Below are 13506 nucleotides of genomic sequence, written 5' to 3' on the forward strand. Positions count from 1 at the left end.
TATTTAACATGTTACAGCAGCGATAAAATATGCGCTTAATTGAAAAAGTATGGTTTCAGGGCCATCCAGCGAAATGGCTAATAGTGCCATTGTTGTTACCATTAAGCGTGCTTTTTGCCGTACTGAGTTTTCTGCGCCGTTTAGCTTATCAGGTGGGATTATTTAAGCAGGTAAAAATGTCGGTGCCGGTTGTAGTGGTGGGCAATATTGGCATTGGTGGTAATGGTAAAACGCCAGTAACCTTATGTTTGGTTGAAAAGCTAACTGAGCAAGGTATAAAAATTGGCGTGGTGAGTCGAGGTTATGGTTCAAAAGCACCACACTATCCTTATCAAGTGACTGATGAAAGTAGTGCAGAAACAGCCGGTGATGAGCCGTTGTTAATCTTTCAACGTAGTGGTGTTCCTGTAGTTATTGGCGCTGATAGAATTAAAGCTTGTCAGTGCTTAATTGAACTAGGCTGTGAAATAATTATTGCTGACGATGGCCTGCAACATTATCGTTTAGCACGAGATTTTGAGTTTGTTGTTATTGATGGTAAACGTTTATTTGGTAACGGTTTATTATTACCTGCAGGGCCATTACGAGAGACAACAAGCAGAATAGCTCGTGCAGATTGTGTTATTGTTAACGGCTTGAGTACATGGCAAAAACAAGCAAGTGCTTTCGCATTACCGATATTAACCATGGTGCTAAAGGCAAACCAAGTGATTAATGTTAAAAGCGGGAAGAGTGTTGATCTAGATATCTTTTTAGCACAAAACCTCGCTATGAATAAACGCATCAATGCGATAGCTGGAATTGGCGATCCTCAGCGATTCTTTAATACCCTTGAGCAAGTGGGGTTTATTTTGTCGTCGGTTCAAGGTTTTATTGATCATCAAGCTTTTTCAGCACATGATTTAGCACCGTTCTCTGGTGAAATTCCGCTATTGATGACCGAAAAAGATGCGGTGAAATGTGCGAGCTTTGCCCAAGAATATTACTGGTATTTACCGGTAGATGCAGAGTTTACACCTAATACGAATGGCGACTCGATAGCGACGATAATCACTAAAATTGCTGGGCTTGTTAACATTCATCATTTATAAGCATGAGCAAAAAATAATAATAGTTCTGTTAGTTAGCATTATTAGCCTAACTGGCAAGCATTAACAAAATTTAACGCTTGATACAGAGTTATCAAGCGATGTTACCTTTAAGAGAGAGAATAATGGCGTTTGATACTAAATTAATGGAAATCCTAGCGTGTCCGGTATGTAAAGGAAAGTTAGATTACAATAAAGAGCAACAAGAGTTAATTTGTAAATTTGACCGTTTAGCTTATGCAATAGAAAAAGATATTCCGGTGTTACTAGAAAATGAAGCGCGTCGCATTACTGCAGATGACGCATAATTTTTTCACTAAAGTACGTATAGCGTTCTTAGAAAAACAAGACTAATGAGGTTTTTATGTCGTTTGTGGTAGTGATCCCTGCAAGATTTGAGTCATCACGTTTACCGGGTAAGGTACTCGCTGATATTGCTGGAAAGCCTATGATTCAATGGGTGGTGGAAAAGGCCTTAGCCAGTGGCGCTGAGCAAGTCATTGTGGCGACTGACAACGATGAAGTTGCCCGAGTGGTTAAAAGCTTTGGCGGCGAAGTCTGTAAAACCCGAGCCGATCACCAGTCGGGTACTGAACGTCTTGCTGAGGTTATGCAAACCTATCAGTTTTCCGATCAGCAAGTTATTGTTAATGTGCAAGGGGATGAGCCTTTTATTCCTGTTGAAAATATAGCTCAAGTTGCTGATAACCTATCAAGCCAAAACCAAGCACGTATGGCCACGTTAGCGATGAAAATTAATAATGTAGAAGAAGCACTAAATCCTAATGCGGTTAAAGTGTTATGTGATAAAAATGGCTATGCACTTTACTTTAGTCGCGCGACTATTCCTTACGATCGAGAACGTTTTCTAAATAATGACAACATTGATGCCATTGGCGACTTCTATCTTCGCCATATTGGTATTTATGCTTATCGTGCCGGTTTTATTAAGGACTATGTGCAATGGCCAGCTAGCCAGTTAGAGCAAGTTGAGTCATTAGAACAGCTTCGCGTTCTCTGGCAAGGTGAAAAAATACATGTTGACGTTGCGAAAACACGTTTAGAAGTTGAAGGCGTTGATACCCCGGAAGATTTAGAAAAAGCTCGTGCTTACGCAAAGTCACTGTAAATAATTCAGTTTTATGAAGCAAAAAAAAGAGGCGATTAAGCCTCTTTTTGGTTTTTGGTACTTAGGTAGAAATTACTTCAAAAGCTTAAGTGCTTTTATGCAACGTCCGATCTCTTGGTGAGTCGCTTTAACACTTTTCAATGCTTGTGGTTTCATTTCACTGTACGCGGTAATTAAATCAGCAAGTTCCTGCTCACTTGTCGCTGTACATTTTGCAGGTAATAAGCTTGAGGTGAATGATTCTAACATTGACAAATCACTACCCTCATTGAGTTTAGGGATGTGCGCCAGTATTTTAGCTTTGTAGGGGGCTGCCAAAGCTTGTTGCTCTGACGGAAATAAGCCCCACATAATATAACGTAATGTCGAAAGCTTTAACTTTTCAGGGTTATTAATCACCACATTAAACCATTTATCTTTAATTGCGGCTTCAGGGCGCAATACTTCTGCATAAATAGCATTTTTAACACCGGTATCTGAATTATCCTTAGCTTGCTCTGCAACTAATAACGCTTGGTAATTACCCTGCTGGTAACGGTTCATTTTTGCCACTAACGTCCAGCGTTTATCTTGATCAATCAGTAAGCCGTCAAAGCTCAGTTCACCGTGTAATATATTTTGTAGGTTAGCTAAATGCTTACTCGTTTTACTCACATTAACATAACGGCTGTACCACATTTTTTGAAAGTCAGACCCCGCTTCAGCTTGTTGTAAAAGTGATAAGTAAAGGTCTTCTACTTGGCTATAAAGTGCTGAGTAATCTTTTTGCCCTTGGCGTGTCGCGGTAGTTAAGTAACCTAATGCAGACGTTAAACTGCCAGCTATTTTACGCACTACATTGTAGTCTTTTTCACCGGCGATATTGGTAATGGCAAAACTGACAAAAGCTTCGGCTGAAAGGTTGGCGTCATTTACACTGTCAGATAAGCTTTGCCATAGCATAAGGCGCATAGTGGTGTTATCTATAGCGTTAATATGTTTTTGTATGGCGTTAAGTGATTTGTCATCTAAGTCGACTTTCACATAACCCCAATCCGCTTCATTTGGATAGACTAAGTCAGGACAAGCTTTACCGATCACGGCTTTAATGTCTGTGTTTGCACCTTGATACATTATCGGTGTTGCAGACGATAAGGTCATGGTGTTGTCGTTGATATTGTATAGGCCAATTTGTACGCGTTGTTCACGTAATGTAGGGTAGCCTTCAGGCGCTGATTGGGTTATAGAAAATTGACTAATTTTATCATCATTACACTGATAGTTTACTTTAATGGTATTTAAGCCTGCATTGTATAACCAGTCTTGCGTCCATTGGCTCATATCTTTATTTGCCGCTTTACCAAGCTCGCCAATAAAATCATCAAGATCGGTATTTTTATAAGAAAATTTCTTCAAGTAGTTACTTACGCCCACTCGAAAATTTTCTTCACCCAAGTAATAAGGTAACTGCTTAAGCACCGAGGCACCTTTACCGTATGTTATACCGTCAAAATTTGAGAGTGCTTCTCCTGTTGATGCAACGGGTAACTCAATGGCGTGAGTGTTTACCGAGTCATCACTACGGTAGGCCCATTGTTTAGTACCAGAGTAAAATACGTCCCATGTGTTCTCAAAGTCGCTAGCTTCTGCAATCGCAAGGTTGGCCATATAAGTGGCGAAACTTTCGTTTAACCATAAGCCATTCCACCAACGCATAGTAACTAAATCGCCGAACCACATATGGGCCATTTCATGGGCAATCACATTAGCTAAACTCATTTTTGCTTGCGTAGATTTTTCACCGCGCGCAATATAGCCTTCATTAAATGTGACAGCCGCTACGTTTTCCATCGCTCCAGCATTAAAGTCAGGCGCTACTATTTGGTCATATTTAACAAAGGGGTATCGAACATCGAAATATTGATTGAAAAAAGCAAAACTTTGCTTCGTCGGTTTAAACCATTCCTCTTTGTTGACATACTCAGCCAAACTCTGACGAGCAAACAAGCGCAGTGGAATATCTTCAAAGTTATCCTCCCAAACCGCATAATTTCCGGCATGTAATGAGAAAACATAAGAAGAAAACTTAGCAGAAGCAGGAAATACCCAATGTTTGGTGTCGCCAGTTTCTTCGATAGAGGTTTCGCGAGTAGCACTGATAATTTGCCAATGACTCGGTGCATTGACCTCAAGTTCATAGGTAGCTTTTAAATCTGGTTGATCAAAATGAGGGAAAAGACGATTAGCGTCATAAGGTTCAAAATCTGTATACAGATATACCTCTGCATTTTCTGGATCAACGAAGCGATGTAGGCCTGAGCCATCGGTGGCGTAAGGGCGTTCATAAGCCACTTTAATTGTATTTTCTCCGGCTGTTAATGCATTAGCAGGTACAGTAATAAACCATTTGTCATAACTAAATTCAGCTGGCTTTCCGTTGACTTTTAAAGCGGTAACAGTACCTTCATCAAAATCAATGGTTAGATCATTAATGTTATTTTTTGCCAACTGAAAATTAAGCACTGAAACACCTGAAAAACGTTCACTTTCAGTATCTAGATTAACGCTTAATTGGTAACTAACATTGCTAACTTGTTTGGCACGCATTTCGGCATAGTTTGCGTTAAGAGACTCACTTAATTGGCGCACTATTTTAGTCGCTTTTTCAGTGGCTTGTATACCAGGAGTTTCTGTTGTTGACTTATTATCACTACAACCACTTAGAGCAATTGTTACTGCAATCGCAGATGAAAATATTGTCATATTGAGCGATTTTGCCAATATCGACGCTTGGGTATTCATATGGGATTAATTCCTTGTCATTTAAATTTACATTTTTATTACATTTGGTAGGCTATTTATACCACAATCAATAAGTTAAATATTACCGTTTAACTGATTTAAATAGTGATTTACCTTAAATAGTGATTCAACTTAAATAATGTTTTAAATTTTTGAGCAACTTTGAATAATTATTAACAAGTAATTATTCCAATTGTACAGAATGATTTTTTCCCCATATGACTGATATTTTAACCGCAAGCTTTTGAAAAAATGATAGTATTATTTTCCTGTTTATATCAATGCATATTTTAGGTTTACCTTTCATGGCTCTTACTAAGAAAAAAGCGCGCTGGTTAATGGCGAAAAAAGGATTTTTAGACATGCTGCCGCTTAATTTAGCGGTTTTGCCTTGGGGGATTCTTTGTGGCTCTTTAGCTATTCAGCGTGATTTTTCTGCCCTCGAAGCTATTTTAATGCCTCTTATCGTATTTGCTGGCTCAGCTCAGTTGGTTGCTATTGAATTAATTGCGAATAATGCCTCATTGGCTACTATTTTGTTCACCACTTTTATTATTAGCTCGCGACACTTTTTGTATGGTTTGGCTTTGCGAGATAAATTAAAAATTTTACCAACCAAGTGGCGCTACGGACTAGGCTTTTTATTAACCGATGAACTATTCGCCTTGTCGAGTCATAGCAAGTCTTTTGTTGGGCAGTTGAGATTAATATATGCCGTAGTGGCTGGCGGAAGTTTCTACGTTTTTTGGTTATTATGGAATGTGACAGGCGTTATTGCCGGTAGTTATTTACCCGATTTAACTCATTTAGGCTTAGACTTTGCAATTGCTGTGACTTTTATTGCTTTAGTTATTCCAACCATCATTAACATACCTATTTTGGTTACTGTGATTGTTGCTGCGCTGTTATCTGTGCTGTTTAAGTTAATGCAGTTTGAATTAGATTTAGTAGCGGCGGCATTAATTGCTATGTACTGTGGTTATCTTACTGACCGTTTTCAACATAAAAACAAGGATGTAGATGCTCCTGATGATGACAATAATACATTGAGCCCATCAGTTAAGGACAACGCATGACATTACTGACTATTGCGTTAATGGCGCTGATCACTTTTACCACGCGTTATTTATTTATTCATCCACGCTTGCCTGTACGCTTGGGGGCAAAAATGGCGAAGCTGTTAAGTTTTAGTGCTCCGGCGGTATTAACCGCTATTTGGGTACCTATTATATTTATTCAGCAAGGTGAGTTAAATGTGTCACTGCATAATCCCTATTTAATTGCTGCATCATTTGCGATCGTGGCAGCGGCAAAAAGTAAAAGTATCTATTTGACCATGTTTATTGGACTTATTGCTTTTGTTTTAAGTCGTTACCTTCTAACACTATAAATTAGTTCATTCACAGTAGAGGTTAGCTTCTTTAATGTTGATCTATTATGCAAGTAATGCATGTTTTTATGGTATTTATAGCTAAAAAGGCACTGCTTATCGAATAAAGCTTGTCAGTTGATATTGATAGCTTTTAAGATGGCGTACGCCTTTTATCTGAGATTATCATTATAAATATTGCTATGAATTTAACTAAATCATTAACTACTATTGCCATTGTAAGCGCTTTGACGTTTACACAAACTAGCTTTGTTCAAGCGGCAGACACCAAAACTAAGGCTGAATCTCCATCTAGCTGGTTAAACTTAAGTGCTAAAGAGCTGAAAGCAGTAGAACGCTACGCAACTGAATATAAAGATTATATTTATAAAGCACCAACGGAATTAACCTTCGTTACAGAGACTATTAAGCGGGTTAAAAAACAAGGTTTTAAAAAACTAACCGAAAAAAGCAAATTATCACCAGGTGCGCGCTTTTATGATGTTAACCGTGATCGTACTATTACCCTGATTGTGATCGGTAAGAAACCACTAGAGCAAGGCACACGTATCGTCGGTGCTCACATTGATGCCCCGCGTCTTGAGATTAAAGGGCGACCTTTATTTGAAAAAGAAAAGTTTGCTATGTTTCAAACTTATATTCACGGCGGGATTAAAACCTATCAATGGGTTAATATTCCATTAGCCCTAGTGGGACGAGTGGATAAAAAAGATGGCACCACGGTAAATATTTCAGTTGGCTTTGATGAAAATGATCCTATCTTTTTAGTGACAGATCTTGCTCCGCATGTTGACTCGCCTAATCGTAAGCGCACCAGTCGCGATGTTATCGGTAAAGAAGAGCTTGATATTATCGTTGCTGCCAAGCCTGAATTAGATAAAAAAATTAAAGATCAAGTCAGTGAATATTTAAAGTCAGAATATGATATTTCAGTGGAAGATTTAGTATCAGCCGAGCTTGCCTTAGTGCCAGCAACTAAACCACGCGATGTTGGCTTTGACCGCAGTATGATTGCAGCGTACGGCCAAGATGATAAAGCGTCTTCAATAGCTGCTGTTAAAGCATTAACTGAGCAAAAAACACCAGAATATACGGCTATTGCTTATTTAGTTGATAATGAGGAAGTCGGTAATATCAATAACACCGGTGCGAGCTCTACTTATTTAGTCGACTTAATTAGTGGTTTACTGCATAACCAAAAGGGCGATAGTTATAATGACTACCAATTGCGCAAAGTATTACGTAATACTAAAGTGATTTCTGCAGATGTAAATCCTGGTGTTAATCCAACATGGTCAAATGTCTGGGAACTAGGGAATGCTCCGCGTTTGGGCAATGGCGTTAACTTAAAGCTTTATGGTGGTGGTTTTAATGCTAACTCTGAGTATATGGCATGGACGCGCAATTATTTAGACAATTCTGATATTAAGTGGCAAACATCAACTTATAAAGGTAAGGCTTCTGGCGGTACAATTGGCAGTGATTTATCTAACGATAATATGGAAGTCATTGATTTTGGTATTCCAATTTTATCAATTCATTCACCTTATGCCGTTGGTTCAAAAGTTGATTTGTATTCATTGTACAAAGCGATGTCAGCGTTTTATCAGGAAAAGTAGTTATTAATGCTTATCGGTTAAGTTTAGCAATAATGATGTAATATCTTGAACTGAAAACAACAAAGCCGTATTTAATCAATACGGCTTTTTGGTTTCAAGGGCTAACCCTTTTATATTTTTACTGACTTAGTTAAAGTCACTTTGTAAGTCACTTGTTACTCGGCATTTATGCCAACAACTATGCTAATTAAAACCTAACCTTTATGTTCAATCTCTCGAACAATATAGGCATGTTAAATGATGCAATTAAATGACTGATGTAATCTTAAATTAATTATAGCTTTAACTGCTGCTTTGCAGCGACAGGGTTAGCATACATGGTTAATAACCAATGCTGTTGTGCTAGCGTCAGGTTTTCCATGCGTTTGTTAAGTTGTTCAAGCACAGTATCGTCAGTTTGTTGCTGATTAAGCTTTGCATGTGCCACTAAGTTACTGTCGTATAATTTATAGTTGCTAATAATCTCTTTATCGATAGCAGCGGCGATGGCTTTACTGTCGGCGTAATCGCCTTGAATCGGCTGACAAAACTCAATATGTACTCGGCCCTTTTGACCAATTAAACCTTGTGTAATACTTTTTAAGTCTTCGCCTTCTTGTTTTTGATAACTGCCGGTGGCTTCTTTTTCAGCAAGCTCTATTGCTTTGTCATTATCACAGGGATCAAACTCATAAGAAATTGATACTGGTACTATGTTAATTTCCGCTAGGTAATCTGCTATAGGGATTTGTTTATCTTTATTAAGTAAGAGCATAGAAACTAATGCTGAATTAGTTTTGTCTATACCATCTTTGGCTCGTCCTTCACGTTGTGCTATCCAAATGTTTTGGTTTCGGTTAGCGACTGTGTCATGAATATAGGCAGATAATTGTTTAGACGCTTTAAGCATCGCGCGTTTATTTTCTTCGTTACGTTTTACAATAAAGCTTTTGTTAATACGCATTAAGTCGGCAACCCAAGGCTGATGCAGTAAGTTATCGCCTACTGCCGCTTCTACCGTATTTATACCACTTTTGTATAAAGCTAAATTCACTAAGGCTACATCTAAAACAATATCACGATGATTACTTATAAACAGTGCAGGTTTTGTGTTATCAAAATTATCCATGCCGCTATAGCTAAAGCCGTCAGTACTTTTTTTGATTAAATGATGTAAGTATTTTGCAACTTCAATTTGGATTTGTTTAATATTGTGAAATTTTTGAGCGCGAAACTTTAACGACCACTTTACAATGGTGCAAGCAAGTTGCGGCAGAGCTTGATATAAGCGTGGCATTTTTAAACTGGCGATCGAAGCTTGTAAGCCTTTTTCGTTAATTAACTTTTCGATTACGGCAACTACCTCATCATCACGATAAGGACGTATATCATCAAACATTCAAAAATCTCTTTTATAGCCAAACATAAATAATCACTGAATAGCGATTATAACCGAATCATATTGAAAAATGCTTGTATTGTTTAATAGTTTATCGATTTAATTCGGTAAATAAACTTACAAGTAGCAGTTGATAAATAAGTCTGCATTATTTGCTAATGCTAACTTCAATACCTCATTGAAAAGTATTATGCTTTAGCTTAGGTCTGTTTTTTATAACGTAATGTTTTTAAATTGGTTAATGATGCGAATTTCATTGCTTATTTGGTTTACTTTATACGCAGTGGTTGGCTATTTCCCCTGTAATAAGTGAACAGAAATTTTGTGTTCTTAGTATAAGTTTAACGCTTGGAGGTAATTTGATTTTAGATACAGCTAGATTGAAACTACGACTACTTAACACTAGTGATGCAGAGATGATTCTAGCATTATTAAATGAAGAATCATTTATTAAAAATATTGGAGATAAAGCCGTTAGAAATCTGCAAGATGCTCTAAATTATATCAACAATGGCCCATTAGCTGTACAGGCAAAGTTTGGTTTTAGTTTTTACTGTTGTGTTAAAAAAGATGATGGTCAAGCCATTGGTATATCAGGCTTAACTAAAAGAGATGGCATTGACTATCCTGAAATTGGTTTTGCATTTTTCGCTAAGTATTGTCGCCAAGGCTATGGTTTTGAATCTGCACAAGCGATTATTCACTATGCCAATGCTCAACTAGCCATTAAGCATCTACAGGCAATATGTAATCCAGATAACGAAGCGTCTAAAACTTTATTGCAACGGCTCGGTTTTAGTTTTGATAAACACACCACCTTAGCGGATACTAATCAAACAGTTATGCTGTTTGATCTTAACGCGTCGTAAGTTTTATAAATTAACACTTGTATTGATCAATATCGAACTAGAGCAAATTAATTTAAATAGTTACTATATTTACTGTAAATCACTTGCATTTTTATCATTTAGGCCCAAGATTAATAATGAGTAGCTAATAAAAAGGAACACCTTATGAAAATAAATCTTTCAGGTCACCATGTAGACGTTACAGAATCAATTAAAGAACATATCCATGAAAAGTTTTCAAAAATAGCCACACATTTTCCAACCTTAATTTCACTAGACATTATTTTATCTTACGAACATCACAAACATAATATTGAAATTCGCACTACATATGAAGGTGGTCGTATGTCGGTATCAGCGAACGATAGTGTGATGTATCCTGCCATTGCCACAGGAGTAAAAAAATTGGATGCTGCATTGAAGCATCGTAAAGGTTTATTAAAGGCTAATTTACATAGCAAACCGGTAACAACAGCACCCGAAATTGCTCACGAAAAAGTTCAAGAAATGAACCTGAATTAATCTACCATTAAATTAATCTTATTCTGATAAGGAGGCGAAAGCCTCCTTTTTTAATGCTTGTTTTCTACCATTTGGCTTGAATAAACAGCCAATTAGTTTGGCATCACAAGGAAATACCCTTAATATATAGACTATTAAAATCGGCTTTTAGAGGTTATATGTTAGAAATTTCCAACAATGTCACTATTGCTGATTGGGAAATTGAACTTACTGGGATTAGAGCCACTGGCAACGGAGGTCAACGAGTCAACAAAGTTGAAACCGCAATTCATTTACGTTTCGATATCAAACGTTCATCTTTACCTCCCATATACAAAGATAGGCTATTAAAACTCTCAGATAGTCGAGTCTCAAGTGATGGCATTATCATTATTAAAGCGCAATCTTTTAGGACACAATCAATGAATAAAGACGACGCGTTAAAGCGACTCAAAGAGTTGATTAACTCGGCAATGATAGTAAAGAAAGCTCGAAGACCCACCAAGCCGACAAAAGGCTCAAACCTTCGGCGTTTAGATTCAAAGAAAAAGACCAGCACAAATAAAGTATTACGCGGAAAAGTAGATCATTAATATTTTTCAATAAGTTAACTTTATTTAATTCACATAAAATGACCAATAGATAAGTAAAACGCACAGGAAATACGCATGGATAATGATTTGACGTTTTGTCAGATGCCACTTGATCGCGCATCAACGTTAAGGAAAAGCAACACCTGGCTACAAGAAAAACTAAGCGCTGTAGATAGCCGTTTCTATTTTTATTGGCGTGGCAATTACCTTTATATTGAAGAAAAAATATGTGTATTTACTGAGAAATGTACCGTGGATACAGATGTCGATTTTTCAAAGACTCTAGCATTTACCGACGTTATCACTAGAAGCCCGATAACTTTTTTAGGCACGAATGAAGATGTTGCCCATTTTGTTTGTGATCTATCGTTAATGACTGATATCGAGATCACACCATGGTTGGGTAAAGTCGCTTTCGATAAGGTAGAATTTATTGATTTTAGGCGTTCATTGTCGTTACTTAACCCTCAACAAGCGGCTATTATAAGTTATGCAAAAGCCTTAATACATTGGCAGAAAAGTGCTCTGTTTTGTGGACATTGTGGTGGTAAAACAAAGCCTATGGATGGTGGTCATCGTCTAGTTTGTGAAAATGACAGTTGTCAAAAAGAGCATTTTCCTCGCACTGACCCTGTTGTTATTATGTTAGTTGAATATCAACCTAAATCTGGCCCTGCCGTCTGCTTATTGGCTGAGCATCATAGAACGCCTGAGCAAGTTTATTCCACGCTTGCGGGCTTCGTAGACCCCGGTGAGTCTCTGCAAGAAGCGGTTAAAAGAGAAGTTTATGAAGAAGCTGGCGTTACCGTTTCTAGTGTTAGCTTTATTGACTCACAACCTTGGCCATTTCCAAATTCTTTAATGATAGGTTTTATTGCCCAAGCACAGGGTATGGATTTATGTTTGGAAGAAGCAGAGTTACGTAGCGCTGGTTGGTTTACTGCTCAACAGTTAGCAGACTTTAGTGAGTGGGGAGATGAAGGTGATGCACCTAAGCTACCAAGGAAAGAGTCAATATCACGATTGTTAATCGATCTATGGTGTGAGCGGCAATTACGGATTGCTGATAATGCATTAAGTCTGGATACAGTGTAAGTTCAATGAACAGGGCACAACTCGTTATAAAATATTTGCGATCACATAACAAAATTACCACTCGGTATTTTAATCTGCAACACTAGTTTGCTTCTGTCATTATCCACGACTTAAAGCACTGAATTGCAGTAGATGAATGATGTTGTATAAGGTAGTAACCTGCATTAGCTTCAATGGGCTTAAAAGGTGCTACCAAACGGCCTTGCTTAAAGTCATCCTCCACCAAGGCATACCGAGCTAAGGCGATACCTAAACCGGCTTCTGCTGCCGCCATTGCCATATCAGTTCGATTAAAAAAAGAACCTCGATGACTGTCTGCTTTTATTTTCATTTCAGTAAACCAGTATGCCCATTCCGCATTTTTCTTAGCATGTCGCCATGGCATTGCATCATGTAACAAGTTCACAGACTGCCAAATTTTTTGTTGATTTTTTGATGAACTATCTTGCCAGTCAAAGCGTTGAAAATAATCAGGGTTCATCACCGGAATGAGTTTTTCAGGCAATATTAATTCAGCGGCTTTATTCGCATAAGGTGATTGTCCATAATCTATAGCCAGATCAAAGTTATCATCTTGATGATCAACCAAAGCGCCTTCCGCGAAGGTTTGAATATTAATATTTGGATAAAGGGTATAAAATTTATGTAGGCGTGGAACTAACCATTTATAGGCAAAAGAGGGTGTAAGCTTTAGTTTAATGTCACCGTCTTGAGATTGGCCTTGTTGTAATTTAGTAATAATACTTTCTATTTCATAAAAGTTGTTTTTTACTACTTGATAAATCTGCTGGCCAGCGAAGGTTAGCTTAATTCCACGGGAGTGCCTTTCAAATAGCTTAATCGAAAGTTGGCTTTCTAATAAGTTTATTTGTTGGCTGATTGCCCCTGTGGTGATATGTAAATAACTCGCAGCTTGAGTAAAACTGCCAAGCTTTGCAGCGATCTCAAAAGTAACTAAACCAGAAAATAGACTGTTTTTTATTGCCATACATGTATCGAGCCTTTAGAAATACTAAAGGCAGAGTTTAATAACTATCGTTTGCTAAATATAGTCTATTTTTGCATTATCCTGATAAATTTACTC

Annotated in this window: 13 protein-coding genes; 10 read left to right on the forward strand and 3 right to left on the reverse strand. The window is 37.6% G+C overall.

All coding sequences use genetic code 11. The features are described 5' to 3' along the window. The first annotated feature begins 29 nt into the window (after positions 1–29). The 3 genes from lpxK to kdsB all read left to right on the forward strand — a co-directional run bounded on the left by lpxK (position 30) and on the right by kdsB (position 2217). Positions 30–1091, forward strand: coding sequence for a tetraacyldisaccharide 4'-kinase (gene lpxK / locus B5D82_RS14555; RefSeq protein ID WP_081152525.1), 1062 nt, complete (start codon positions 30–32; stop codon positions 1089–1091). Between the two features lie 122 nt (positions 1092–1213). Then, the gene (locus B5D82_RS14560) at positions 1214–1396 is read left to right on the forward strand and encodes a Trm112 family protein (protein ID WP_081152527.1); all 183 of its coding nucleotides are present in this window, start codon (positions 1214–1216) and stop codon (positions 1394–1396) included. A gap of 56 nt (positions 1397–1452) precedes the next feature. Beyond that, positions 1453–2217, forward strand: a complete 765-nt coding sequence (gene kdsB / locus B5D82_RS14565; RefSeq protein ID WP_081152529.1) for a 3-deoxy-manno-octulosonate cytidylyltransferase — start codon at positions 1453–1455, stop codon at positions 2215–2217. Between the two features lie 72 nt (positions 2218–2289). Here kdsB and pepN read toward each other — a convergent pair whose 3' ends face one another. After that, the gene (gene pepN, locus B5D82_RS14570; protein ID WP_081152530.1) at positions 2290–4998 is read right to left on the reverse strand and encodes an aminopeptidase N; all 2709 of its coding nucleotides are present in this window, start codon (positions 4996–4998) and stop codon (positions 2290–2292) included. A gap of 305 nt (positions 4999–5303) precedes the next feature. On the opposite strand from pepN, the gene B5D82_RS14575 reads away from it, so the two are divergent. From B5D82_RS14575 to B5D82_RS14585, 3 genes are all read left to right on the forward strand, one after another. After that, a complete protein-coding gene (locus B5D82_RS14575; protein ID WP_081152532.1) occupies positions 5304–6074 on the forward strand; it encodes an AzlC family ABC transporter permease in 771 nt (256 codons plus the stop codon). Then, positions 6071–6388 (forward strand): AzlD domain-containing protein, encoded by a 318-nt coding sequence (locus B5D82_RS14580; protein WP_081152533.1) that lies wholly within the window; start codon positions 6071–6073, stop codon positions 6386–6388. Before B5D82_RS14575 ends, B5D82_RS14580 begins: the two co-directional genes overlap by 4 nt. Before the next feature lie 182 nt (positions 6389–6570). Beyond that, the gene (locus tag B5D82_RS14585; protein ID WP_081152535.1) at positions 6571–8007 is read left to right on the forward strand and encodes a zinc-binding metallopeptidase family protein; all 1437 of its coding nucleotides are present in this window, start codon (positions 6571–6573) and stop codon (positions 8005–8007) included. Between the two features lie 274 nt (positions 8008–8281). On the opposite strand, the gene B5D82_RS14590 is transcribed toward B5D82_RS14585, so the two are convergent. After that, on the reverse strand, positions 8282–9385 hold the full coding sequence (locus B5D82_RS14590; protein ID WP_081152536.1) for a 1-acyl-sn-glycerol-3-phosphate acyltransferase: 1104 nt from the start codon (positions 9383–9385) through the stop codon (positions 8282–8284). 359 nt (positions 9386–9744) lie between these two features. Here B5D82_RS14590 and B5D82_RS14595 point away from each other — a divergent pair, with 359 nt between their 5' ends. The 4 genes from B5D82_RS14595 (at position 9745) to nudC (ending at position 12422) form a co-directional block, all read left to right on the forward strand. Beyond that, the gene (locus B5D82_RS14595) at positions 9745–10254 is read left to right on the forward strand and encodes a GNAT family N-acetyltransferase (RefSeq protein ID WP_081152538.1); all 510 of its coding nucleotides are present in this window, start codon (positions 9745–9747) and stop codon (positions 10252–10254) included. Positions 10255–10398: 144 nt separating this feature from the next. After that, entirely contained in the window at positions 10399–10755 is a 357-nt protein-coding gene (hpf, locus tag B5D82_RS14600) for a ribosome hibernation-promoting factor, HPF/YfiA family (protein ID WP_081152539.1), read from the forward strand. Between the two features lie 158 nt (positions 10756–10913). After that, positions 10914–11327: an alternative ribosome rescue aminoacyl-tRNA hydrolase ArfB gene (gene arfB / locus B5D82_RS14605; protein WP_081152541.1), complete on the forward strand. Its 414-nt coding sequence runs from the start codon at positions 10914–10916 to the stop codon at positions 11325–11327. A gap of 75 nt (positions 11328–11402) precedes the next feature. Continuing rightward, positions 11403–12422, forward strand: coding sequence for an NAD(+) diphosphatase (gene nudC, locus B5D82_RS14610; RefSeq protein WP_081152542.1), 1020 nt, complete (start codon positions 11403–11405; stop codon positions 12420–12422). 82 nt (positions 12423–12504) lie between these two features. Here the strand turns inward: nudC and B5D82_RS14615 are convergent, their stop codons facing one another. Beyond that, on the reverse strand, positions 12505–13410 hold the full coding sequence (locus B5D82_RS14615; protein ID WP_081152544.1) for a LysR substrate-binding domain-containing protein: 906 nt from the start codon (positions 13408–13410) through the stop codon (positions 12505–12507). Between the last annotated feature and the right edge of the window lie 96 nt (positions 13411–13506).

The sequence above is a fragment of the Cognaticolwellia beringensis genome (assembly GCF_002076895.1).
GTDB lineage: Bacteria > Pseudomonadota > Gammaproteobacteria > Enterobacterales > Alteromonadaceae > Cognaticolwellia > Cognaticolwellia beringensis.